The organism is Streptomyces sp. NPDC012769 (genome assembly GCF_042901205.1).
Lineage (GTDB): Bacteria > Actinomycetota > Actinomycetes > Streptomycetales > Streptomycetaceae > Streptomyces.
In genome coordinates this window covers 1,493,361-1,516,788 of the sequence record NZ_JBIBCP010000001.1, presented here as the reverse complement: position 1 = coordinate 1,516,788, position 23,428 = coordinate 1,493,361, and the positions used below count along the sequence as shown (strand labels likewise).

17 protein-coding genes and 1 pseudogene are annotated in these 23,428 nt (G+C 74.3%); 7 read left to right on the top strand and 11 right to left on the bottom strand.

Going from position 1 to position 23,428, the window contains the following annotated elements:
• Positions 1-2: 2 nt before the first annotated feature.
• A complete protein-coding gene (locus ACFY7C_RS06795) occupies positions 3-617 on the top strand; it encodes a hypothetical protein (RefSeq protein WP_389644770.1) in 615 nt (204 codons plus the stop codon).
• A gap of 57 nt (positions 618-674) precedes the next feature.
• Here ACFY7C_RS06795 and ACFY7C_RS06790 read toward each other — a convergent pair whose 3' ends face one another.
• The 4 genes and pseudogenes from ACFY7C_RS06790 to ACFY7C_RS06775 form a co-directional block, all read right to left on the bottom strand.
• Positions 675-2,639 (bottom strand): ATP-binding protein, encoded by a 1,965-nt coding sequence (locus ACFY7C_RS06790; protein WP_389646033.1) that lies wholly within the window; start codon positions 2,637-2,639, stop codon positions 675-677.
• Between the two features lie 59 nt (positions 2,640-2,698).
• A pseudogene (locus tag ACFY7C_RS06785) lies at positions 2,699-3,268 on the bottom strand (DUF4255 domain-containing protein); the annotation flags it as partial.
• A gap of 7 nt (positions 3,269-3,275) precedes the next feature.
• The gene (locus tag ACFY7C_RS06780) at positions 3,276-5,294 is read right to left on the bottom strand and encodes an HYR domain-containing protein (RefSeq protein ID WP_389644767.1); all 2,019 of its coding nucleotides are present in this window, start codon (positions 5,292-5,294) and stop codon (positions 3,276-3,278) included.
• 200 nt (positions 5,295-5,494) lie between these two features.
• Entirely contained in the window at positions 5,495-6,124 is a 630-nt protein-coding gene (locus tag ACFY7C_RS06775) for a response regulator transcription factor (RefSeq protein WP_389644764.1), read from the bottom strand.
• Positions 6,125-6,350: 226 nt separating this feature from the next.
• Here ACFY7C_RS06775 and ACFY7C_RS06770 point away from each other — a divergent pair, with 226 nt between their 5' ends.
• Positions 6,351-7,706, top strand: a complete 1,356-nt coding sequence (locus tag ACFY7C_RS06770; protein WP_389644761.1) for a hypothetical protein — start codon at positions 6,351-6,353, stop codon at positions 7,704-7,706.
• A 24-nt stretch (positions 7,707-7,730) separates the two neighbouring features.
• Here the strand turns inward: ACFY7C_RS06770 and ACFY7C_RS06765 are convergent, their stop codons facing one another.
• The 3 genes from ACFY7C_RS06765 to ACFY7C_RS06755 form a co-directional block, all read right to left on the bottom strand.
• A complete protein-coding gene (locus ACFY7C_RS06765; protein ID WP_389644759.1) occupies positions 7,731-8,552 on the bottom strand; it encodes a DUF4157 domain-containing protein in 822 nt (273 codons plus the stop codon).
• Between the two features lie 134 nt (positions 8,553-8,686).
• Positions 8,687-9,832 (bottom strand): sensor histidine kinase, encoded by a 1,146-nt coding sequence (locus ACFY7C_RS06760; protein WP_389644756.1) that lies wholly within the window; start codon positions 9,830-9,832, stop codon positions 8,687-8,689.
• Positions 9,833-10,048: 216 nt separating this feature from the next.
• Positions 10,049-10,444 carry a DUF6223 family protein gene (locus tag ACFY7C_RS06755; protein ID WP_389644753.1) on the bottom strand — a complete coding sequence of 132 codons (396 nt, stop codon included), beginning with the start codon at positions 10,442-10,444 and terminating at the stop codon, positions 10,049-10,051.
• A gap of 481 nt (positions 10,445-10,925) precedes the next feature.
• Between ACFY7C_RS06755 and ACFY7C_RS06750 the strand changes: the two genes are divergently transcribed.
• Positions 10,926-11,972: a sensor histidine kinase gene (locus tag ACFY7C_RS06750; protein WP_389646028.1), complete on the top strand. Its 1,047-nt coding sequence runs from the start codon at positions 10,926-10,928 to the stop codon at positions 11,970-11,972.
• Positions 11,969-12,649 (top strand): response regulator, encoded by a 681-nt coding sequence (locus ACFY7C_RS06745; RefSeq protein WP_389644750.1) that lies wholly within the window; start codon positions 11,969-11,971, stop codon positions 12,647-12,649. The genes ACFY7C_RS06750 and ACFY7C_RS06745 overlap by 4 nt, the downstream gene beginning before the upstream one ends.
• A 33-nt stretch (positions 12,650-12,682) precedes the next feature.
• On the opposite strand, the gene helR is transcribed toward ACFY7C_RS06745, so the two are convergent.
• A complete protein-coding gene (gene helR / locus ACFY7C_RS06740) occupies positions 12,683-14,836 on the bottom strand; it encodes an RNA polymerase recycling motor ATPase HelR (RefSeq protein ID WP_389644747.1) in 2,154 nt (717 codons plus the stop codon).
• Positions 14,837-14,955: 119 nt separating this feature from the next.
• Complete coding sequence (locus ACFY7C_RS06735) at positions 14,956-15,183, bottom strand: hypothetical protein (protein WP_389644744.1); 228 nt, start codon at positions 15,181-15,183, stop codon at positions 14,956-14,958.
• A 190-nt stretch (positions 15,184-15,373) separates the two neighbouring features.
• On the opposite strand from ACFY7C_RS06735, the gene ACFY7C_RS06730 reads away from it, so the two are divergent.
• Entirely contained in the window at positions 15,374-18,991 is a 3,618-nt protein-coding gene (locus ACFY7C_RS06730; RefSeq protein ID WP_389644741.1) for a hypothetical protein, read from the top strand.
• A gap of 19 nt (positions 18,992-19,010) precedes the next feature.
• Here ACFY7C_RS06730 and ACFY7C_RS06725 read toward each other — a convergent pair whose 3' ends face one another.
• Positions 19,011-20,015 (bottom strand): aldo/keto reductase, encoded by a 1,005-nt coding sequence (locus tag ACFY7C_RS06725; protein ID WP_389644738.1) that lies wholly within the window; start codon positions 20,013-20,015, stop codon positions 19,011-19,013.
• Between the two features lie 294 nt (positions 20,016-20,309).
• Here ACFY7C_RS06725 and ACFY7C_RS06720 point away from each other — a divergent pair, with 294 nt between their 5' ends.
• Both ACFY7C_RS06720 and ACFY7C_RS06715 read left to right on the top strand, forming a co-directional pair.
• Positions 20,310-21,101 (top strand): DUF4239 domain-containing protein, encoded by a 792-nt coding sequence (locus ACFY7C_RS06720; RefSeq protein ID WP_389644736.1) that lies wholly within the window; start codon positions 20,310-20,312, stop codon positions 21,099-21,101.
• Between the two features lie 90 nt (positions 21,102-21,191).
• Positions 21,192-22,142, top strand: a complete 951-nt coding sequence (locus ACFY7C_RS06715) for a nucleoside hydrolase (protein WP_389644733.1) — start codon at positions 21,192-21,194, stop codon at positions 22,140-22,142.
• A 73-nt stretch (positions 22,143-22,215) separates the two neighbouring features.
• Here ACFY7C_RS06715 and ACFY7C_RS06710 read toward each other — a convergent pair whose 3' ends face one another.
• Positions 22,216-23,403 carry a hypothetical protein gene (locus ACFY7C_RS06710; protein WP_389646025.1) on the bottom strand — a complete coding sequence of 396 codons (1,188 nt, stop codon included), beginning with the start codon at positions 23,401-23,403 and terminating at the stop codon, positions 22,216-22,218.
• Positions 23,404-23,428 lie beyond the last annotated feature (25 nt).

The window sequence follows — 23,428 nt, the reverse complement described above, 5'->3', positions numbered from 1 at the left end:
CAATGACTGATTTCGACGAGAATCGGTATCGTGAAATCGGAGACGCGGCAGCAGCCGCTTCCTGGGTCGAGAACTCCAGCGTGCCCGAGGAGGACAAGGAAGCCTTTCGGCACTTCATCGGCCGCTTTCCTTCCTTGCGGTTCGCCCGGGAGGACGATGTTCTCCTGGATCACTATGAGGCGGTCGACCAGGTCGAGCTGCCCGCATGGTTCCGGGAGTCACGAGCGACCCTTGCCACCATCGCGCCCTACTCGCTCCTGCGGATCGATGCTTTTCGTTTCGACGGCTCACCGAGGGAAACGCCGGGCCAGGAGTATTACGAGATCAGTCCGGGATACATCAATGAGGAGATCCGAGACCTGCTCCTCGGGCACGCGCGCGTCTATCTGTTCGGACAGTGGTTCGCCAGCGACCGGTCCTGCCTGGCGATCGACCTGGAAAATCCGGAGGACCGGAGGATCTTCGAGTTCGCGTTGGAGGACATGTACGACGACGAGGCGGAGGACCGGCCCCTGCGGGAGTCGCTGACGCCGGTCTTCGCCTCCTATGCCGACCTGCTGGGGCACATCGTGGAGGTGCGCCTGCCCAACGGAGATGTCGTCACCGCGGCGACGTGACGAGCGAGTAGCCGTCGGCGTTCGTCGGTCACGACCGCGGCGCGCGTGGTCGAGGGATCAGACGAGTAGCTCCGCGTACCGTCCGAACTCCGACGCCAGGGTCAGCCGCCCCAGCTTCTGGTATTCCCGCTGGACCGCGTGGATCAGCATGCGCATGGTCAAGGCGCCCCCCGCCTCCGCTGCCAGGTAGGCCGCCGTCACCGCGATCGAGCGGATGTTGCCGCCGGAGAGTTCGAAGGCTTCCGCGCAGAAGGGGAGGTCCAGGTCGGTGGCGCGGGGGAGGTGGGGGCCGAGGGTGCGGTCCCAGAGGAGGAGGCGGTGGGTGGGGTCGGGGACGGGGAAGTCGACGACCAGGTCGAGGCGGCGGGTGAAGGCGTCGTCCAGGTTGGCGCGGAGGTTGGTGGCCAGGATGGCCAGGCCGTCGAAGGACTCCATCCGCTGCAGGAGATACGCCGACTCGACGTTCGCGTAGCGGTCGTGCGCGTCCTTCACGTCCGAGCGTTTGCCGAAGACGGCGTCCGCCTCGTCGAAGAGGAGGACGCCGTTGACGCCCGCCGCCTCCGTGAAGATGCGCTCCAGGTTCTTCTCGGTCTCCCCGACGTACTTGTCGATGACCGTCGCCAGGTCCACCGTGTACAGGTCCAGGCCCAGATCCGCCGCGATGACCTCCGCCGACATCGTCTTGCCGGTGCCGGAGTCGCCGGCGAAGAGCGCCGCCACGCCCCGGCCCCGGCCGCCGCCCGGCCGCATCGACCAGGTGCCCAGGACGTGGTCGCGGTGCCGGGCGCGAGCGGTCAGTTCGCGGAGCTGCGCCTCGGTGTCGGGAGGCAGGACCAGGTCGTCCCAGCCCACCGCGGGCTCGATGCGGCGGGCCAGTCGGTCCAGGCCGGCCGCGTTCTGGGCGCGGGCGCCCTGCCGTACGTGCTCCGGGGTGACCGGACCGGCCTCCAGGCGCGCCGACTGCACCGCTGCCCGCGCCGCCCCCACGATCTGCTCCGGGGTGAGGAGGAACGGCGACAGCAGGGAGGGAATGTCGAGGGACATCGCCACGTCCGCGCTACGGCGCCACAGCTCCGCCCGCGCCTGCGGCCCCACCCTTGGCGCCCGCACCAGCAGCGGCGGCGCCACCGACCAGGCCGCGTCCCACGGCACCCGGCCCACCAGCGCCACCGGCACCGGCAGGTCCGTGACCGCTCGCAGCAGCCCGGGCCGCTCCCGGGCCACCGCGTCGACGGGCGCGCACACCAGGCCGGCGCCCGTCAGGCGGGCCTCGCGCAGCAGGCACCGTACCGCCTCCGCCGGCGCCGGATCCTCGGCGAGCCGCGCCAGGTCGACACCGAGGACCGCCCGCCCCGACGCCACCAGGGCCGACGCCGCCAGCGCCGTACCCGCACCGCCCTGGTCCTCCTGGAGGTAGACGAGCCCACCGCCGCCGGAGGACAGGAACCGGGCCAGCGGCGCCGGATCACCCACCCCCGGGACCGGCTCCCACGGCGCCCGTACGTCCACGAGCCGGGGGTCCGGGGTGTCGTCGCCCAGCAGATACGCCGTCACCCGGTCCGGCACCCGCAGCGCCCGCCCCAGGAACGGCCGCTCCCGGTCCTCGACAAGCAGCAGACCACCCGCCCGCAGCGGCGCCCGCTCGCCGAGCCGCGCCCTGGCGTCCCGGTCCGCGTGCGCCACCCCGCACAGCCCGAGCGCCAGGCCGATGGACGGCCTGCGCCGGGTCACGTCGTCGTTGAGATAGCCGTAGAACGCCTCGAAACGGTCGTCCAGATCGGGCAGCAGCGCGATCAGCAGGATGTCGACGTCCAGCGCCGAAAGGCCGAAGTCCTCCGCCAGCGACCACAGCCGCGAGCCGGGCGCCGCCCGGGCCGCCGGTTCAGGCCGCGGAAAGGCGCGCGGCGCCTCAAGGAGACGTTCCACCGCCTCCTCCGTCAGATACAGGCCCCGGAAGGCGTCGTCCGGATCCGGATCCACCGCCCGCCGCGCCTCCACCGCGCGCCGAACCCGCACCTCCATCTCCCGTGCCAGAGCGAGGAGTTCGGCGCCAGAGGGACTCACAGCGCTCACGAGGCTCCCTCGCCCAGACGGACCTCCAGGCCCTCCTCGCCCACCGGCGGCCCCGCCGCATAGCGCGGCGACGCCGTCACCGGCACGCTCACCACCAGATCGAGCGACGGCTTCAGCTCGCCGCCCAGCGCGCTCCACACGTCCGCGAACGACCGGTCCTCGGGTGGCGGCAGCGCGATCGACATCGGCACGGCCGCGCCGATCTCCGCCAGGCTCCCGGTGAGCCGGGCCGGCGGCAGCGCCTCGTACCGCAGCAGACACGCCAGCAGCGAGGAGAGAAGGCGGTGTTCGTCCTCGGGGCGCTTGGTCCAGGCCGTGATCAGATACGACAGCTTGAAGTAGCGCGGCGGCCGCCGGCGGGCCACCACGACACCCCGCTCGTCGTACTCGTTGTGCAGACCCCGCTCGCGGCGCCGCATGTCCTCGCGGATGTCGTACAGATACAGGTTCACCATGGGCGCGTTGACCTTCGCCGCCCACTCGCGCGTGGGCGCGTCGAAGACCACCGCCACCTGACCGCCCTCCAGGACCTCGGCGCGGATGAGGGCGCGCAGCACGTCGTCGACCTCGTGAATCACCGGCCCGTCACCCCCGCCCCGCGAAGTCCGGCGGCTGCAGCGCGCGTTGGACGACGAGGACGGGCTGCTCCAGGCGTTCGAGACGCGCGACCTCCGCCCGCAGCATGCGCGGGCCGAGCCGGTCCTTGCGCAGGACGAGCACCTGCGCCTCGAAGCGGCCGTCCCGGCCCGCCGCGAGCGGGGCGCTGTCGGCGGTGAGGCCCGCGGACCAGACGAGGCGCACCCGTTCACCCGGCGGGAAGTCCGTGCCCCGCACGATCACGGGCTCGCCCGGCCGCACCACCTGGGGCGTCACCTCCAGGCGGGGCTGGAGCACCCGCAGCGGCGCCGTGGCCGTGTTGTCGCCCGGCTCGGGGTCGGCCGGGAAGCCGCGTACGCTCACCCGGACCATGCCGGACACGGCCTGCGGGTACGTGGCCGTCTGGGTCACCACCACCCGGCCGCCGGGCGGGATGCGGCACGGCGCGGCGGCGGTGCAGCGGTCGGTACGGGAGAGGGCCCGGCCGGGTCCGGAGGGCCAGGTCGCATCGGCGAGGACGGCCTGCGCGGTGTCCGGGCCCGCGTTGGTGAGGGTGTAGTGGGCGGTGACCGCCCGGCCCGTGTACGTACGGGCGGGGGAGAGGGACACGGACACGGCCACGTCGGCGGAGGGCGGCACCGGCGGCGGCAGGACCCGGAAGACCGCCGTGTCCGTACCGGTGTTCCCGGCCGTGTCGGTGGCGGTGCAGGTGACCGTGGTCGTGCCGACGGGGAAGACGGAGCCGGACGCGGGCGTGCACGTGGCCGTCAGGGGACCGTCGTTGGCGTCCTCGGCGGTCACGGTGTAGTCGATCCGGGTCCCGGCGTCGTCACGGGCGCGCACCGTGCGGTCGTCGACGGTGACGACCGGCGCGGACACGTCGTTGACCGTGATCGAGATCTTCTGCTCGTACCCCGGGTCGGCGGTCGCGGCCGGCCCGACCGCGGCGCTGTCCGGTGCCCGGGTGCCGAGCAGGAACTCCACGGTGCAGGTGAGGGTCGCGCCCTGTGGCGCGTCCGGTGCGACGGTGATCGTCTCGGCGAAGGCGGCGGTCTCGCCGCTGACGACGTCGCGGACGGGCGGGTCGAGGGTCACGGTGAGGCCGGGATCGCAGGCGTGCAGACGGTGGCCGACCCGGGTGGGCAGGTTTCCGAGGCTCTCGACGATGGCCTGGGCGACCCGGTCCGGGTCGATCCCGGACAGCTTCCGGCCGCCGGTGGCCTCGATGATGCGGGTGGCCTGGCCGGGGGTGGTCCGCGGGTTCTCGATCTGGTCGGGATTGCCGGCGTAGCCGTCGCCGTCCAGACCGTCGCCCACCCGGGTGTCCACGTCGACACCGAGGACCCGGGCGTTCGCGTCCTGGAGGGCGAAGATCGTGTCCTCGATGGTGTGGCCGTTGCTGGGATTGTGACTGGACGCGTCGCTGACCAGGACGACGACGGGGCTGGAGTTCTCCCGGAAGACCGTCTGGCCGTCGGCGCCGTGCGCGATCTGCCACAGGCCGTTGATCCAGTCCTCCGAGGGCCCCATGCTGCCGTAGCCGAGCGAGGTGCCGAGCGCGTCGACTCCGGCGCGCAACCGGGCGTCGTCCTGCGTGAGGCCGGCGGTGACGCGGAATCCGGCGCCCGGATCGACCTGCTGGTCGCCGAAGGTGGCGACCGCGAAGCGCGCATCCGACTGCGCGGAGCGCACCTTGGCGATGATGTCCGGCAGCCCGCGGCGTACGTCCCTGATGACCGGGTCCATGCTCCCGGTGCCGTCCACGAGGAGCACCACCTCCGGCCGGGGCGGTACGGGCGGGGTCACGACCCGCTTGTCGACGGCGACCGACTGTCCGGGATCCAGGGCCCGGGACACGGCGGCGGGCGTCACCGGCTCCACCGGGGCGGGGACGGCCGTGGCGGCCGTTGTCGCCGGTACGGCCCCGGCGGCGAGCAGGAGCAGGGCGAGGGCGGCTCGCCCCCGCGCCCGACGGCCCGTCCCCCCGGACGACTGGAACCAGCCCACCGCACGACCCCCTCGACCTCGTGGCGCCCGACCGACCGAGGATCCCGCATCCGCCCCGTACCGTCTGGTCCGCCGAGTCCGTCGTCGGGGAAGCGACGTGTGCCCGAACGGGCAGCCGCCGCCTCCGCGTACGGCTCGGAGCGTTCCTGCGACGGCTCCGTGCGGTACGTGCTACGGCTCTGTGCGGTTCGTACTACGGCTCAGATCAGGCCCTGCCGCATGGCGTAGGCCACCGCGTGCGAGCGGTTGCGCAGCTGGAGCCGGGTGATGACCGCGTGCAGCACGTTCTTGATGGTGCGCTCGGAGTACGAGAGCTTCGCGGCGATGTCCGCCGTGTCGTAGCCCTCCGCCACCAGCCGCAGCACGTCCACCTCGCGCGCCGCGAGGCCCGTGAAGTGCAGCCCGCGCGGGCCGAGCACCTGGCCCTGGAGCCGGCCGACCTCCTCCAGCAGGCGTCCCACCAGGTCGGAGGGCAGATGGCCGGCGCCCTTCGCCACCGTGCCGATGACGTGCACCAGGTGCTCCGGCGTCGCCTCGGAGCGCCGGATCACCCCGGCGACCCCGCACTCCGCCGCGCTCACCAGCTTCTGTTCGTCGATGTCCGTCGTCACCAGCACCGTGCGCGCGGTGCTCGTGCGCCTGATGTGCCGCAGCAGCCGCAGCACGTCCTCGTCCACGCTGTCCACCACGAGCACGACGACCTCGGGCGCCGGATCGGCGGTCTCGCTCCAGTCGGTCACGGTGATCTCGGGCCGGGCGCGCAACTGACTCGTCACCCCCGCCTGCGAGATGGGGTCCTGTGCGCGTAAGGCGACAGCCGTACGTTCCATGGTCATTGCTCCCCCCGGGCCAGCGGCGTGCCGACGCGGGACGCTCATGCCCCCGTGGCAATCCGCCGCAGCATCAACACCGCTGGCATCAGCTGTAGTTCGGCGCACAGAAAATTCCCTGACAGGCAGTCACCAAAACTGAATCGTTGCTTCGGGCACGGAATCTGCCCGAAAGTGTTCCTCCTCCGGCGATGCCTCGGACGAGCCCGAACCCTACGGTGCGCCCATGAGTCTTACGGCAAGCCTCGACGCATCGTCCGTCACCGCCGTACCGGGCGAAGAGACGAGCCTCCCTCTTCAGGTGCGCAACTCCGGCTCCACCGTGGAGGAGTACCGCTTCGAGGTGGCCGGCGCCTGTGCCGCCTGGACGACGGTGGAACCGGCGACGCTCTCCCTCTACCCCGGCAGCGCGGAGACCGTCTCCGTCACTTTCCGGCCGCCCCGCGACCCGTCGGTGCCCGCCGGCGAGACCGCCTTCGGCATCCGCGTGGCCCCCACCAGCGACCACGCCGAACCGGTCGTCCCCGAAGGCCGGGTGACCGTCGCGCCGTTCACCGAGGTCACCGCCGAACTGGTGCCCCGCGGCTCGCACGGCATCCGGCGCGGCGCCCACAAGGTCGCCGTCGACAACAGGGGCAACGCCCCGCTCACCGTCGGGCTCGCCGCCCGCTCCGGCACCGAGCGGGCCCGGATCTCCTTCGCCCGCCCCGAACTGCACATCGAACCGGGCCGGGCGGCCTTCGCCGAACTGCGCGTCAAGCCCGGCAAGCGCCTCTGGCGCGGCACCCCGCTCGTCCACACCTTCCAGGCCGTCGTCGCGCCGCCCGCCCCCGAAGGGGAGGAGCCGGCCGCCCCGGTCGTACTCGACGGCACCTACCAGCAGGAACCCATCCTGCCGCGCTGGCTGCCCCGGGCCCTGATCGTCGCCTGCGTCCTCGCCCTCCTCCTCACCGGTTTCTGGTACGGGCTGCTCCGGCCGGCCGTGAAGTCCGCGGCCCGCGAGGCGATCACCCCCGAGGTCATCGCCTCCGCGACCACCGGCCCCGGCAGGAGCGGAGGCCAGACCGGCGGCCAGACCGGCGGCCAGACGGGTGGGCAGAACGGCGGCCAGACCGGCGGGGCGACCGGCGGCGGCTCCGGCAGCACCGCGGCTCCGACCCCCGCCCCCACCCCCACGGCGAGCGCGACGCCCACCGCCAAGCCGCTCCCGCCCGCCGTACCGACGAGCGCGCAGGTGCAGGTCAGGGACGGGGTCGGCGGCGGATCGAGCAGCGGCACGGCGCTGACCGTCCCGGCCGGCAGGACCTTCCGGCTCACCGACATCGTCGTCCAGAACCCGCAGGGCGACGCGGGCACGGTGGTCGTCACGGTCAACCGCGGCTCGCGCGTCCTCAGCCTCGCCCTGGAGAACTTCCGCGACTCCGACTACCACTTCGTCACGCCGATCACGGTGCCCGCCGGCGGCCGGGTGGTCATGACCGTCGACTGCCGCAAGATCGGCCGCCCGGTCAACGCTCCGACCCCCGGCCGCTGCGCCCAGTCCCTCTTCCTCGGCGGCACGATGCAGAACACCAAGCCCTGAGGAGGCTGAAGGGACTGAGGGGCGCTACGCGGGCGGGGCCTCTTCCTCCTCGGTGCCCGACTCCGTCGCGCGTTGCACGAACGAGCCCTGGACGTCGGCCGGTTGTTCGTCCTCGTCCTCCGTCGCCGCGCGCTGGACGGCGGGCGCGGCGGCGGAGGGCGGGGGCGCGGAGACGGCGGTGGGCGCGGACATGGGGGCGGGTTCGGCGAGGACGCGGTCCGCGTTGGCGACGGCCTCCCGCTCGAAGCGGTCCGAGGGGTCGCTGACCCGGATTCCGCCCGGTGCCTCCGTGCCCTCCACCGGACCGCTGCGCTGCTGGATCACATGGGTCAGCTCGTGCGCCAGCGTCGTCCGGCCCTGCGGCGAGGCGGGGTCGTACGCCTCCCGCTGGAACACCACGTTGTTGCCGACGGTGTACGCGTGCGCGCCGATGCCCTTCGCGGAGGCGTCGGCCGCGGCGTCGGTGTGGATCCGTACGTCGGAGAAGTCGGCGCCCATACGGGCCTCCATGTCACCGCGCGTGGCGGCGTCCAGCGGCTGCCCGCCGCCCGAGGCGAGCACGTCGTGAACCGGTGAACGCGCCCCGTTCTCGGGCTCGGCCTCGGGCTCCGCGCTCCGGCTGCGCTGGACCATCGCCCCGACGGCCCCGTTGCCCACGGCCCGCTGGAGGACACCGAGCCCGGACGGCCCCACCACGTCGGTACGGCCGGCCGCCGCCGCCTCGAAGAGCCGCGCGTCCGGGGCGCCGGGGCGGTCGCCCCGCTCGTGATCGGGCCCGTGCTCCTGGTGCTCGTGAGCGTGACCGGTCTCGTGGTCATGGTCGTGATCGTGCTCGTACGCGCTCATCGTCAGCTCCCCGAAGACGTCCGCGGCAGGGGCGCGGCGGGCCCCGCCTCCAGCGTCGCCGGCCGTCCGTGCCCTGTCCAGGCCGGCTCCGGGGGTGCGGGGGCACGATGGGCTGCCCCTTCGCGCAAGGAGAATCAGGCGGCCGGACCGGAAAGGCCCGGGAGGGGGACGGACACGGACAGGACGGTTCCCTCACCCGGGGCGGACTCGACGGTGAGGGTGCCGCCGAGCTGTCGGGCCCGGGTGCGGATCGCGGGCAGACCGTGGCCGCGCGTGCCCGTCGCGGCGACGGCCTCCGGGGCCGCCGGGTCGAAACCGCGCCCGTCGTCGGCGATGTCCAGGACGACCCGGTCGTCGAGGTGGGTGAGGGTGAGGACCGCGGTGGTCGCCCCGGAGTGCTCGCGGACGTTGGCGAGGGCGCCCTGGGCGATGCGTACCAGGGCGGACTGGACCCGGTCGGGCAGCGGCCGGCCGGGGGTGCCGTCGACGTGGCAGCGCACGTCGAGGCCGTCGGTGGTCTCGCGCCGCGCGAGGGCGCGCAGGGCCTGTTCGAGCCCCGCGCCGCCCGCCAGGTCGGCCGGGGCGAGGTCTTGGACGAAGCGGCGGGCCTCGGTGAGATTGTGCTCGGCGATCGCGGTCGCGGCGCGCACGTGTCCATGCGCGGCGGCCGGGTCGACCTCCCAGGTGCGGTCGGCGGCCTGGAGCAGCATCTGCTGGCTGGACAGTCCCTGTGCCAGGGTGTCGTGGATCTCCATGGAGAGGCGCTGGCGCTCCGCGAGGATCCCTGCCCGGCGTTCGGTGGCGGCCAGTTCCCGCTGGGTGCGGACCAGGTCCGCGATCAGTTCGCGCTGCCGCCGGGCCTGACGGTCCATCTGCAGGAAGACCGCGACCGCGAAGGCGGAGACGGCGGGCGGGGCGAGGAGCAGGTCGAACTCCAGGCGCCCGGCCAGCCGCAGTTGGGCGACCACCACGACGACGGTGAGCAGGGAGATGAGCACGGCCGCGGCAGGCGGGCGGAGGGTGCGCAGGCTGAGGTAGAAGAGGGGCAGCGCGCACCAGGCGAAGCTGGGCGCGAGGAGGACGAGCGCGACCCAGACCGCGAGCACCGCCCCGAGCCAGACCTGCCGGCGGGTGCTCGGCCGGCTTCCGGCCGCCGGTTCGCCCAGGTACAGGACGGCCAGTGCGACGGCGAGGGCGACGACCCAGGGGGCGATCCCCTCGGCGGTGTGCCGCATCAGGAAGCGGGCGAGCGAGGAGCCGAGCATCAGGAAGAAGCTCACGTGAAGGAGGGCCCGGAACCACCCGGTGCCCGCCCTCGCCCCCGTCTCTGCCCCTACCCCCGCCTCCGCCTCCGTTCCTGTCTCCGCCGCGTCTCGCCCCGGGGTGTCGTCCGCGTCCCGCGTACCGTCGATTCCCACCGTGCCGCCTTCCTCCACGACCGAACGAACGGGACGAATATCCCATTCGCCGGATCTGCGAAGAGGGGCACCCCGCCCTCAGGACGTACGGGCCCGGGGCGAGCGGGCCAGCGCCAGGCCGCCGAGGGTCAGGCCGGCCAGACCCAGCAGCGCCGCGACGACACCGCCGCCCAGGCCGTTTCCGGTGCCGAGGCCGCCCTCGGCGGTGAGGACGACCGCCGCGCCGACGACGACGCCGATCGGACCGGCCACGAGGGCGACCACGGCCCGGGCCCGCGCGTTCCCGGAGCGCAGGCGCCCCGTCGCACGGGCCAGGGCGAGCGCGCCGGCGACGAGCCCGACCAGGGCGACGAGGGCCGATGCGGAGGCGGCCACCCGCCCGGCGGATGCGGCGAGGAGGTCGGCGGCGAGCAGGTGCGCCGAGGGGGCCGCGGGGGCCGTGTGCACCGGGGCGAGGACGGAAGGGAGGGACATGACGGTGCTCCTTCTCCGGAAGGGGGCGCGTGCCGCTTCTCGCGGCGGGACGTCTCCGAGCATGTCCGCCGTCCCCGCTCCCGGTCGTCCGCCGTACGCGGACACTTCCCGCTACCGCGCCCGCGGCAGGAGCCGGGCGTGTACCGCGTCCGTGGTAGTCGGACCCTCCTCCGCACAGGCGACTCGCCCGGGTCCGACCCCGGGCTAGGGTGCGCGCATGCGTACGGATGAGCCACGGGCCCGGCCGCCGGACCGGCCGACGGACATGTCGCCGGACCTGTCGCCGGACCTGTCGTCGGACAGGTCCACGGGGACGCGCACGGACCGCCCCGCTGACCGCCCCGCCGACCGCCGCCCCACGGAGAGGCCGTGGTCGCTGTCGCTGTTGCCGTCACTCTCGCGATGGCGGTCCTGGCCCAAGGCCCTCGTCCTCGACTGGGCCATCGCCGTCGGTGTCGCGTCCGCGCTGCTGGTGACCGGGATGTCCGGGCAGCGTTCCGGTACGGCCGCCGGCCTCGTCCCGCTGGGATACGCGCTGCTCGCGGCCGGCGGGCTCGCGCTCGTGGCCCGCCGCCGCGCACCGCTCGCCGTGCTGGCCGTGACCGGGCTCTGCGGCGCCGGCTGTCAGGCGGCGGGCTTCGACGTGCCCGCCGTGGCCTACCTGTTCGCGGTGTACGCCGCCGTACGGGCGGGGCACCGCACCGTCACGGTGGCCGCGAGCGTCGCCATGCTGGCCGCGCTCCCGCTCGCGGCCCTGGTGTCCGGCCGGCACGACACCGGTGCGGCGTTCGCGCAGGCCCGGGGCGCGCTGGAGATCGCCTGGCTGGTCGCGGCGGGCGCCGCGGGCGAGGCCCTGCGCCAGGCCGAACGACGGGCGGACGAGGCCGAACGCACCCGGGAGGAGACGGCCCGGCGCCGCGCCGACGAGGAGCGGCTGCACATCGCGCGCGAGCTGCACGACGCGCTGACCCACCAGATCTCCGTCATCAAGGTGCAGGCCGAGGTCGCCGTCCATGTGGCCCGGCGGCGCGGCGAGGAGGTCCCGGAGGCCCTGCTGGCGATCCAGGCGGCGGGCCGCGAGGCGAGCCGCGAGCTGCGCGCGACCCTGGAGGCGCTGCGCGACGACGACACGGCACCGCCGCGCGGTCTCGACGACGTACCCGAACTGGTCGCGCGGGCACAGGGGATGGGCCTGGACGTCACCCTGACCATCGAGGGGCCGCGGCAGGACGTGCCGGCCGCGGTCGACCGTACGGTCTACCGGATCGTCCAGGAGTCGCTCACCAACGTCGCCCGCCACGCCGGCGCCACCACGGCGTCGGTCCGCATCGCATGCCGCCCGGACGCCGTGGCGATCCGCGTCGACGACGACGGGAGGAACACGCCGGGCACCGCCCCCGTGCCCGGCCTGGGACTGCTCGGCATGCGCGAGCGCGTCACCGCACTCGGCGGCCGGGTGCGAGCCGAACCGCGCCGCGAGGGCGGCTTCACCGTCCAGGCCGAACTCCCCGTGGAGCAGACCCCGTGATCCGTGTCCTCCTGGTCGACGACCAGCCCCTCATCCGCAGCGGGTTCCGCGCCCTCCTCGACCTCGAGGACGACATCGAGGTGGTCGCCGAGGCCGCCGACGGCCAGGAGGGCCTGGCCCTGGCCGCGCGGCACCTCCCCGACGTGGCGCTCGTCGACATCCGCATGCCGCTCGTCGACGGCATCGAGGCGACCCGGCGCATCGCCGCGGACCCGGCACTCGCCGGGGTCCACGTCGTCATCCTCACCAACTACGGCTTCGACGAGTACGTCTTCGAGGCGCTGCGCGCCGGGGCGGCCGGATTCCTCGTCAAGGACATCGTGCCGGAGGACTTCCTGCACGCGGTGCGCGTCGCCGCGCGCGGCGACGCCCTGCTCGCCCCCTCCATCACCCGCAAGCTGATCCACCGTTACGTCACCCAGCCGCCCGGTACGGTCCTCGGCGCCGCCCCGGAACTCGACGAACTGACCCACCGCGAACGGGAGGCGGTGGCCCTGGTCGCCCAGGGCCTGTCCAACGACGAGATCGCGGCCCGCATGGTGATCAGCCCGACCACGGCGAAGACCCACGTCAACCGCGCCATGACCAAGCTGCGCGCCCGCGACCGGGCCCAACTCGTCGTGATCGCCTACGAGTCGGGCCTGGTCACGGTCGCCCCGGCCGTGAGGCCGAGATGACCGCGCCGGTGGCGCCGAGACGGCCGAGAGCCGTCAGGAACTCCTGAGCACGACGAGCTGCCGGGTGGCGCGGGTCATCGCCACATAGCGGTCCACCGCGCCCTCGACGCCCTCGCCGAAGTTCTCCGGGTCGACGAGGACGACCAGGTCGAACTCGAGCCCCTTCGACAGTCCCGGAGTCAGCGACCGCACTCGGTCGGTGCCCGGGAAGGCGGGATCGCCGATGACACAGGCGATGCCCTCGGAGTGCTCGGCCAGCCAGGCGTCGAGGATCGCGTCCCGCTCCGTGACCGAACCGTGCACGACGGGAATGCCGCTGCTGCGCACGGACGTCGGCACGTTCGCGTCCGGCAGCGCGGCCCGGATGGCCGGCTCGGCCTCCGCCATGACCTCCTCCGGCGTACGGTAGTTGATGCTCAGGGAGGTCACCTCGATCCGGTCGAGCCCGATCCGCTCCAGCCGCTCCCGCCAGGATTCCGTGAAGCCGTTCCGGGCCTGGGCGCGGTCGCCGACGATCGTGAAGCTGCGGGACGGGCAGCGCAGCAGCAGCATCTGCCACTCCGCGTCGGTGAGTTCCTGCGCCTCGTCCACCACGACGTGCGCGAACGGGCCCGCCAGCAGATCCGCTTCCACACCGGGCAGCGCGGCCTCGTCGACCAGTCTGTCCTGGAGGTCCCGGCCGTGCAGCATCGTCACCGCGCCGTCGCCGTCGTGGTCGGCGGCGAGCACGTCGGCGATGACGTCGGCCATGCGGGCGCGCTCGGCGGCGACGACGGCGTCGCGCCGCCGCTTGCGCCGCGACGCCTGGGGGTCACCGAGCCGCTGCCGCGCCGCGTCCAGGAGCGGCAGATCGGACACCGTCCACGCCTGGGCGTCCGCCCGCTGCAGCCTGCGGACCTGGTCGGGGCCGAGCCAGGGAGCGCACAGCCGCAGATACGCGGGCACCGACCACAGGTCCCCGACGAGGTCGGTCGGCTCGATCAGCGGCCACGCGCCGTCGATGGTCCGCGTCAGCTCCCGGTCCCGCAGCAGCTCCGCCGTGAACTCCTCCTCCGACACGTCCTCGTCGAGGACGCCGTCAAGCCGGTCGAGGAGGATCGAGCCCAGCTCCTCCCGGATCCGTTCGCGCGCCTCGTTGTGCGGGACGCCCTCCGCGGCCTCGAACGCCTCCGCCCAGTCGTCCGCGCCGATCCGGACCTCGGCCCACGGGGTCGAGACCTTCAGGCGCTCGGTGGGCGGCTCCTCGTAGAACCGGACGGCCATCTCGATCGTCCGGACCATGTCCGCGGTCGACTTCAGCCGGGCCGCCTCCGGGTCGGTCTCGACCCCGGCCGTCGCGCCCTCCGGTACGAGGTCCCGCACGGTGCAGGTCTGCACGCCCTCCTCGCCGAGGCTGGGGAGCACGTCGGAGACGTAGGCCAGATACGGCTGGTGCGGGCCGACGAACAGCACGCCGCCGCGGCGGTGCCCGAGCCGCGGGTCGGAGTAGAGCAGGTGGGCCGTGCGGTGCAGGGCCACGACGGTCTTGCCCGTACCGGGGCCGCCGTCGACGACGAGGGCGCCGCGGGACCCGGCGCGGATGATCGCGTCCTGATCGGCCTGGATGGTCGACAGGACGTCCCGCATCCGGGCCGACCGGTTGCCGCCCAGGCTGGCGATGAAGGCGGACTGGTCGTCGAGGGCCGCGTGCCCTTCGAGGCCCTCGGCGGTGAACACCTCGTCCCAGTAGTCGCCGATCCGGCCGTCGGTCCAGCGGTACCTGCGGCGGCTCGCCAGACCCATCGGGTCGGCGTGGGTGGCCGCGAAGAAGGGCTCGGCGGCGGGGGAGCGCCAGTCGATCAGCAGCCGGCGCCCTTCGCTGTCGGTGAGGCCGATCCGGCCGATGTAGAGCGGCTCGGAGCCGTCCGCGCCGACGACGCGACCGAGGCACAGGTCGAGCCCGAAGCGGCGCAGGGTACGCAGGCGCCCGGTCAGCCGGTGGATCTCGGCGTCCCGGTCCATCGCCTCGCGGCCGACGCCGCCCGGCGCCTTGCGCAGGACGGCGAGGCGGTCGGACAGGTCGGTGATCGATTCCCGAAGGCTCCGCGCGACGGCGGCGAAGTGCTCCTCGTCGGCGGAGATCAGGGCCGGGTCGGCCTTGGCGGAGAGGTGTTTGGACAGGGCGAACGCGCTGGTGGTGAGGTTCATAGATGAGCGATTGTGAGCCACCACGGGGGCCTTGCCGCAAGTCCCCCGGTGCGCTATAAGTTAAGAGTGGCGAGGAGAGGGTTCACCCCCCCTCGCCTTTGTCGTTCCCGCGTCGGCCCCTACGGATGGGGCGGGAGCCACCATCCCAGCAGCGTGATCAGCAGCGGGCCCACCGCGTCCGCCAGGCCGAGCACGACCCGCCGCCACGCCTCCCCGCGCAGGTCCGGGCCCCTGTCCCCCTGGTCCGTACACTCCTCATCCCGGTCCGTAGGGTCCTCTTCCCGGTCCGTACGCTCCTCGTCCCGGTCCGTACGGTGCTCTTCCGGCTGGTCCTCGTCGCGACGCATGCGCATCCTCTCCGTTTCCCTCGTGCGGTACGGGTCCTCAGCCTCGGGCCGCGGGCTGCCGCCGGCCGGGACAGCCGGGTGGACCGGGCGGGCGGCGGACTATCCTGCTGGTCAGGGCGTCGGGGACCGGCGCCCGGAGCGCCCGTTCCGGGGGGAACGGGCGAGCGGGAGGGCGGGGGACACCGGCGCGATGGGTGCGGCGCGGCAGCGACTCTGGGAGTGCCTGCGCGGACTGCGCGAGGCGGCGGAGTCCGCGCGCAGGGCGCAGGGACGGCCCGACTCCCAGGCCGCGGTGGTGCGCGAGCTGAAGGCGTCCGGCTTCTCCGGTCTCTCCGGTCTCTCCGGTCTCTCAGGTTTCTCCGGGCAGCGGATCAGCGACTGGGCGCCCGAGAAGCCGTCCGCGCTTTCGATCCCGCAGGCGCGCAGTGACGACCAGGTCGTCGCGCTCGCCGCCCTCTGGGCCGACTGGGCGGGGGAGACCGTGTCCACGCGGCACCTGCGCAACCTGCTGGAGAAGGCCCGGGACGAGCAGCGGCGCGAGCGCCAGGAGGCGGCGGGCGGACCCGCGTCCGCCGGGCAGGCCGACCACGCGACCGTGGCCGATCACACCCCCTGGCAGCTGGAGGTGACCGTGGCGCCGCCTCCGGGCCCCGACGCTCCGCCCTTCCCTTCTGCCGCCGGGCCCGCCTCCCTCACCCCGTATCTGATCCGCGCCCACGACCACGCCCTGCGCTCCTGCCTCGCGACCGCCGTGAGCGGCGGCGCGGCCGGGAGCGCGCCCTCCGTCCTCGCGGTGCTGACCGGCGACTCGTCCACCGGCAAGACCCGCGCGATGTACGAGGCGGTCCGCGCGGTGGCGCCGGACCGGAGACTGCTGCGACCGCCGTCCGCCCGCGCCCTGCTCGACCTGCTCGCCGGGAACGAGGTGGAGGAGGGGTGCGTGCTGTGGCTGAACGAGCTGCAGCGGATCCTGCTCGACCGCGAAGGGGACGCCGCGGCGGTCGAGTTGACCACCGCCCTCCGGCAGCGGCCCGGCGTCGTCGCCGTCGCCGGCCTCTGGGAGGACCCGTACTGGCGCGACTTCACCGCCCAGGGGGTGCCCGGCGACCCGGCCCGGCACACCCGGGCCCTGCTGACCGGCGCCCATGCCCGACGCTTCCGGGTGCCGGGCCGGCTGACCCCCGACGACCTGGCCCGCTGGGAGGAGCTCGCCCGCGCCGGCGACGACGCCCGGATGGCGGCGGCCGGCCGCGCGGGCACGGTGGACGGTCGGGTCGTCCAGCACCTCAGCGGCGGGCCCGAACTGCTCGACGCCCATCTCAGCGGCCCCGGCGGCCACTTCACTCCCCGCGAGCACGCCCTGGTCACCGCCGCACTCGACGCCCGCCGGCTCGGTCACCAGGAGCCGCTGCCGGAACAGCTCCTCGCGGAGGCCGCCGACGGCGCCCTCGCCCCGTACGACCGGGCCTCCCGTGCCGACTGGGCCGCACCCGAACTGGCGGCCCTGACGGCCGGCTCGCGCGCGGACGGTTCCCGCGCCGACATCCGGCGCACGCTCACTCCGCTCCGGGCGCTGCGCGCGTCAGCCGGGGCACCTCCCCGCTATGAGCCCTCCGACTACCTGCTCCAGCACGCCGCGCGTCCCGACGGTGACCGTGAGGGGCCGGCGAGCCTGTGGGACGCGCTCGTCCTGCACACCCGGGGCACCGAGGACCTGCACCGGCTCCAGTCCGCCGCCTGGAGGCGCGGGCTGTTCCGGCACGCGCTGAGCCTGGACCGGCGCGCCGCGCTCATGGGCAACGGTGACGCCTGTGTGCGGATCGTCGAGCGGACGGCACGGCATCCCGACGCCGCCAGGGCCGCCGACTGGGCCGTGGTGCACATGGACCTGTCCGACGACGACGCCGTGGCCCGGCTCATCGCGGCGCTGCGGGCTTCCGGAGCCCCGGAGGCCGTCGACGCGCTGGCCCGACGGCTCGCCGCGCGGGTCGACCCGCGCGACGTGCGGGCCGTCGCCGCCTTCGTGGACCTCCTGGCGGAGCAAGGCGTCTCTGACGGCGTCGCCGCCTCCCTGACCGAGTCCCTCATGGAGTCGCTCGCCGACTCCCTCGCGGACGTCCTGGCCGGGACCCATCCCCTCGTCCTCGGCTCGGCGCTCTCGCGCCTGGCGACCAGGGCCCCGCGCGGGGCGTTCCGGGCGACCGCGCGGTACGTGGCCGCCCACGCCGACCTCACGGACGCCTACCGGGCCGCCCCGCTGATGGCGGCGCTGGCCGCCGCCGACGTGCCCGACGCCACGGCCACCCTGGTCGCCCGCGTCCTGGCCGGGGCGCCGGACCAGGATCCCGATGAACTGCCCGTACTGATGGAGCGGTTGTGGCGGGACGGCGTCGAACAGGCCGTGCGCGCCCTGATCGCCCTCGACCCCGCCGCGCGCGTCGGGCTCGGCCATGCCGATGTCGTCCTCAGCCTGCTCCGGGTGCTCCGGCAGGCCGGGGACGACGAGGGCGTACGGACCCTGCTCGGCCGCTCACCGGCCCGGCACGTCGATGTGGTCGGCGACCCGGACTTCTACGAACTCGAGTTCTTGCTCTGCGAGCTGCTGACGGAGTTTCACACTATGCGAGCGGACGCGGAGTTCGGGATCCTCGCCGACCGTCTCGCGGCGGGGATGCGCAACGACTCCCCGAGCGCGGTGGCGACGCTCCTCGACCTGTTCCACTCCACGGGCCGGACGGAGAACGCACGGCTGCTCCTGGCCCGCACGCCGATGGCCGAGGTGGACTACGACGACCCGGCGGAACTGACACCCCTCCTGAGGACACTGCTCAGGACGGGTGCGTCGGCCGAGTACGACGCCCTGGCGGCGTGCGTCGTCTCCGATGTGGACATCACCGACCCGGACTTCGTCGGCGAGGTCGTCGACGTGCTGTGGGAGACGGGAGGGCAGCGGGGCATCGCCCCCCTGCTGGAGCGCGCGAGGGCACACCGCCCGCCCGAGAACGCGGTCTTCGTGGTCGACCACCTGTCCGACGCCGGCGCCCGTGACGCCGCCACCGGACTGGCCGGCCACATCGCCCGCCACGTGGCCGGCGCGGACTCGGACCCCCCGGACTCGGACCCCCCGGACCCGGATTCCCCCGACCTGCCCTTCCCCGACCGGGACTTCCCGGACCTGGACCTCACGGACTACCTGCTCTGGTCCTTCCAGGCGGCCGGCGCGTCCGAGGCGCTGGTGCTCCTGCTCGACCGGGGGCTCGTGGACCGACTCGACCCGGCCGACGGATACGCGGACTGGCACGCGCTGACCAGCCTGCTCGGCACCCTGTGCACGGCGGGTCCGAAGGCAGCCGCTCACGCACGCGCCTTCGCCGACCGCGCCGCCGCCGGCATCGACCTCGCCCACACCTACGGCATCGCGGAGCTGCTCGGCATCATGACCGAGCACGGCCTGTCCGCACCGCGCGCCGCCCTGATCCGGCGCGCCGCCGCCGGTGCGTCGCTCACCAGCCGCATCGGCGTCGCCCGGCTGATCGAGGCGTTCCTCGCGGCGGGCGCGGGCGAGGCCGTCGAGCAGCTCCTGCGCCGCGACCCGCTGGCGCGGATCGACCGGGGCGGGGCCGCGGACGCCGACGACGAGCCGCTCCTGACCGCCCTGCGCAAGGCCGGGTCGCCGCAGGCGGAGACGTTCGCCCGCTGGGCCAGGGCCGCCGGTCGCCTGCCCGTCGAGCCGTATCTGCCGTACGGCGTGGATCCGGGCGGCCGCCCCGCCGCGCCCTGGTCGTGGCCGGCGGACGAGGAGGCCTGAGCCTCCTCCTGACGTGTCGTCATGCTCCGGCGGCGTCCAGGCGGTCCAGGTGTGCGGGCGAGAGGACGAGGTCGAGGGCGGGCAGCGACGCCTCGTACTGCTCCAGGGTGCGCGGGCCGATCAGCGGAATCGTCCGGGGCGAGGTCTGGTGCAGCAGCCAGGCCAGCACCAGCTGGTTGGGCGTCACCCCGAGCTCGGCCGCCACCTCGCCGAGCACCCGGAGCCGGGCGTCGGCGTCCGGTCCCGCGTACCGCTCCATCATCCAGTGGTCCCGCCGCTTGGCCGCGTCGTCGTAGATGCCGCGCAGGATCGGCGAGTACGCCACGAGGCTCAGGTCCTCGTGGGCGCGCAGATAGTCCAGCTGCTCGTGGTCCACGACCGACGCCACGTCGAGGCCCGTGCGGGGCCGCAGATAGGAGTGCTGCTGCTGGAGGGCGACGGGCGCCGGCCAGCCGTACCGCTCGCACAGCGCGCGGATGCGCTCCATGCGCCAGGTGCGGACGTTGGACCAGCCGATGTACCGGGCCTTCCCGGACCGCACGATCCCGGCCAGCGCCTCCAGCGTCTCCTCCAGGGGGGTCGCCCGGTCGTCCACGTGGATGTAGTAGAGGTCGACGTGGTCGGTGCCGAGCCGCCGCAGACTGGCGTCGACGGACGCCCGAAGGGTCGCCGCCCCGGCCCCGTCGAACCGCGCCCGGCTCCAGTCGGCCCCGCCGCCTTCATGCCGCGCCTCCTCGGCGTTCACGACCATCCCGGCCGCCTTGGTGGCCAGGAACACCCGGTCCCGTCGCCCGCCCCGGGCCATCCACCGCCCGAGCAGCGCCTCGCTCTCGCCGCCGTCGCTGCCCGGCCGGTCCCACCAGCAGTAGCAGTTGGCGGTGTCCAGGAACGTCCCGCCCGCCTCGGTGAACCGGTCGAGCATCCCGACCGACGTCTCCTCGTCCGTCGTCGTGCCCATCAGCATGCAGCCGAGCCCCACCTGGCTCACCCGCTCTCCGGTGCGGCCCAGTTCGACCTGCTTCACGTCCGTCCCCCTCGCCCTCGTCGTCATGTCCGTCGGCGTCGTCTCCGACCGCCCCGCACGCTAGGCGTTGGAGTGCACGCGAAGGCAAGACGCGTCCCCGGCGCCACGTGCGCCGCGCGCCGGTCCTGGCCGGAACACCCCTCACTCGATCGTGTGAACCCGAAGCGCCGTCGCGCGGGCCCGCACGGCGCAGGCCATCGCCCCGTACACCCGCCCCCACGCCCCCGCGCGAGCTCCCGCGCCACCGCGGGCGACGGCTCTCGGCCGCGCGCCCCCTGCCTAGACTCCCCGCACATGTCGCTCTGGCTGCTCAACCACTTCAGCACCTTCACCCTGGCCGTGATCACCGTGGGCGGCACCGTCGTCCTCGCGGTGACCGGCAGTCTGCTGCTCCGGCGCAGACACCCGTCCCTGGCGGAGGGGGAGCACAACGACATGGTCGGGGTGACGCTGGGGATGTTCGGCGCGATCTACGGGATCATCCTCGCGTTCGTCATCGTCACCCTCTGGACGCAGCTGGAGAACACCCAGACCATCGTGGCCACCGAGGCCACCGACATGGCGCTCATCGCCCGGGACGCCGCCGCCTTCCCGCCGCCGGTCCGCGCCCGCCTCGACACCGCCCTGAGCGGCTACGTCCACGCGGTCGTCGAGGACCAGTGGCCCAGGATGCGCGCCGGGCAGCCGGCCCACGGAGCGACCGCGGCCCGGCTGCAGTCCGTCTACGACGTGCTCCAGTCGTACGAGCCGAGGACCGCGCGCGAGGAGGTCTTCTACGAGCGGGCCGTCGGCCACCTCGACGACCTCGCCTCGCAGCGCCGTGCCCGGCTGACCATGGCCGAGCAGGAACTGCCGCCGCTCCTCCAGGCCCTCGCCTTCGGCGGAGCGCTCGTCCTGATCCCGCTCACCTTCCTGTACGGCATGCGCAAGCTGCCCATCCAGCTCCTCTTCGTCGCCTCGGTCGCCGCCCTCATCGGCTTCAGCCTCCTCCTGGTCTTCGTCCTGGACCGCCCCTTCGCCGGTGAACTGAGCGTGAGCCCGGCCCCGTACCGGGAGGGAGCGCTGGAGCGGTACTGGGCACCATGAGCCGGGCCGTCCGCCGAGGCGGACGGGGCCCGCGCGGCGCGGGTCCGCGGCCTGCTTCGCCCGGCGGCCCGGGTGTGGCACGGTGAGGCCATGCCGGTCCCTGTGATTCTCGACTGCGATCCCGGTCACGACGACGCCTTCAACATCCTGCTCGCCGCCGCGCACCCCGCGATCGAGCTGCTCGCGATCACCACCGTCGCGGGCAACCAGACGGTGGAGAAGACCACGCTCAACGCGCGCCGGGTGTGCGCGGTGGCCGGGATCCGGGGCGTACCGATCGCCGCGGGCCGGGACCGGCCGCTGCACGGACCGCGCCGGATCGCGGAGAACATCCACGGCGGCTCCGGCCTGGACGGGCCCGGTTTCGGCGAGGGCGAGCCGGACGTCCCGCAGGACCCGCGCGACGCGCTCACCCTGTTGCGGGACACCCTCCTCGCGCACCCGGCGCCGGTCACGCTCGTCCCGACCGGACCGCTCACCAACGTCGCGGCCTTCCTGCTCGCCCACCCCGAACTCGCCGCGCGGATCGAGCGGATCGTCCTCATGGGCGGCTCGGCGGCGCGCGGCAACACCACGCCCGCGGCGGAGTTCAACATCCTCTGCGACCCGGAGGCCGCGGACATCGTCCTCGGCAGCGGGCTGCCGGTGACGATGTTCGGCCTCAACGCCACCCACCAGGTGCGGGCCACGCCCGAGGTCGTCGCCCGGATCGCCGCGCTCGGCACCCCGCTCAGCCGGCTCTGCGTCGACCTGCTCACCTACTTCGCCTCCACCTACCGCGAGGTCTACGGCTTCGACGCACCCCCGCTGCACGACCCGCTCACCGTCGCCCACCTGATCAACCCCTCGCTGGTCAGCCTGGTCCGGGCGGCGGTGCGGGTGGAGCTGCGGGGCACGTACACACGGGGCGCGACGGTGGTCGACCTGGACGGCGTGACGGGCCTGCCCGCCGAGACCGAGGTCGGCATGGAGGTCGACACGGACGCCTTCTGGGAGCTGATCGTGGAGGCCGTACGGCTGCTCGGCGGCGCTCCCCGGTAGGTCATGCGGGGTGATCCCGGGTGATCCCGGGTGGCGTCGTCCGTACGGGTCGGGCTCCTCGCCCCGGAAGCCGTCAACGGCCGACGGGGTCGCCGTCGGCGCCGTCACCCCGGGCGATCAGCGCCAGATGGCCGCCGTGGTGCAGGGGCGTCGCCACCCGGGCGCGGCCCGTCTCGTGGCCCGTCCTCGCGTCGACGAGGTGGACCTCGCAGTGGCCGCCGCGGGTGACGGCCACCCAGTCGCAGGCCGGTGAGGCGGCCACCGCGCGGCGTTGGACGCCCTCCCAAGGGGTGCCGCCGCGGCGCGGCGCGCCGTCCATGGCGGGCAGCGGGACGCGGCGCGGGGTGCCGTCGGTGTCGTGGGTGCCGTCGGTGTCGTCGTTGTCCAGGAGCACCAGCTCGTCGCCGTCGGGGTGGACGCGGGTGAAGGCGGTGTGGTGCCGGGCGAGGGCGAGCCGGAAGACCAGTCCGGGGCCGAGGTCGGTGCGGGTCGTCCGGCCCGTCTCCAGGTCGTGGCGCCACGCCTGGTTGGTCCAGTCCGGCCAGCGCAGCGGGTCCGGATCACCGCCCCGCAGGGTGCTCCAGAGGGCCCGCCGGCGGGTGTCGAGGCGGAGGTACCAGCCCCGGGCGGGCGACTCCCACGGGATCACCGTCTCGGCCACGAGCGCGTCGCCCTTCCTGCGGGCCGTGTGCACGCCCTCGCCCGTCGCCGCGAACACCCGCCCCCAGCCGGGGTCCTGCGCGTCCCCGTGCCCGTCGTCCGGCAGCGGCAGGAGCGCGTGAGGGGTGACGGCGGGGCAGCCGGGCGGAGCCGCGAGGAGGTCCGCGAACCGGTGGACGGCCAGCGCGCCGGGTTCGCGGTGCCGCAGCACGACGAGCGGCTCGCCGCCGCCCAGCACCGTCACTCCCGGCTCGCCGACCCGGGTGCGCACCCGTGCGGTCTCGCCGGTGTCGAGGTCGACGACCGTCAGCAGGTCCGACCACGGCTCCGTGTTCCTGCCCAGGCCGGTCGTGACGGCCAGCAGGCGGCCGGACGGATCGCAGGCCAGATGCTCGGCCGGTACGGCGACCGGGACGGTGCGTTCCACGAGCGCGTCGCCGAAGGGGTCGAGGACCAGGAGCTCTCCACGGCGGTCGTCGACGCAGGCCACCCGCCCGCCAGGCAGCGCCAGTATCCCCGCGTGCTCGGAGAGATGGCGTCCGGACAGGCGCCCGGTGACGGTGCCGTCGGGCACGGTCAGGACGTGCACAGCCCCCTCCATGTGGTCGGAGACGAGCAGCACGGGA

Bases quoted from the DNA above. Each gene is read 5' to 3' on its own strand.
- ACFY7C_RS06720 (WP_389644736.1), top strand. From the start codon at position 20,310: ATGTCGCTCTGGCTGCTCAACCACTTCAGCACCTTCACCCTGGCCGTG.
- ACFY7C_RS06775 (WP_389644764.1), bottom strand. From the start codon at position 6,124: ATGGAACGTACGGCTGTCGCCTTACGCGCACAGGACCCCATCTCGCAG.
- ACFY7C_RS06755 (WP_389644753.1), bottom strand. From the start codon at position 10,444: ATGTCCCTCCCTTCCGTCCTCGCCCCGGTGCACACGGCCCCCGCGGCC.
- ACFY7C_RS06735 (WP_389644744.1), bottom strand. From the start codon at position 15,183: ATGCGTCGCGACGAGGACCAGCCGGAAGAGCACCGTACGGACCGGGAC.
- ACFY7C_RS06715 (WP_389644733.1), top strand. From the start codon at position 21,192: ATGCCGGTCCCTGTGATTCTCGACTGCGATCCCGGTCACGACGACGCC.
- ACFY7C_RS06770 (WP_389644761.1), top strand. From the start codon at position 6,351: ATGAGTCTTACGGCAAGCCTCGACGCATCGTCCGTCACCGCCGTACCG.
- ACFY7C_RS06765 (WP_389644759.1), bottom strand. From the start codon at position 8,552: ATGAGCGCGTACGAGCACGATCACGACCATGACCACGAGACCGGTCAC.
- ACFY7C_RS06795 (WP_389644770.1), top strand. From the start codon at position 3: ATGACTGATTTCGACGAGAATCGGTATCGTGAAATCGGAGACGCGGCA.
- ACFY7C_RS06710 (WP_389646025.1), bottom strand. From the start codon at position 23,403: ATGGAGGGGGCTGTGCACGTCCTGACCGTGCCCGACGGCACCGTCACC.
- ACFY7C_RS06730 (WP_389644741.1), top strand. From the start codon at position 15,374: ATGGGTGCGGCGCGGCAGCGACTCTGGGAGTGCCTGCGCGGACTGCGC.
- helR (WP_389644747.1), bottom strand. From the start codon at position 14,836: ATGAACCTCACCACCAGCGCGTTCGCCCTGTCCAAACACCTCTCCGCC.
- ACFY7C_RS06790 (WP_389646033.1), bottom strand. From the start codon at position 2,639: ATGGAGGTGCGGGTTCGGCGCGCGGTGGAGGCGCGGCGGGCGGTGGAT.
- ACFY7C_RS06750 (WP_389646028.1), top strand. From the start codon at position 10,926: ATGTCCGGGCAGCGTTCCGGTACGGCCGCCGGCCTCGTCCCGCTGGGA.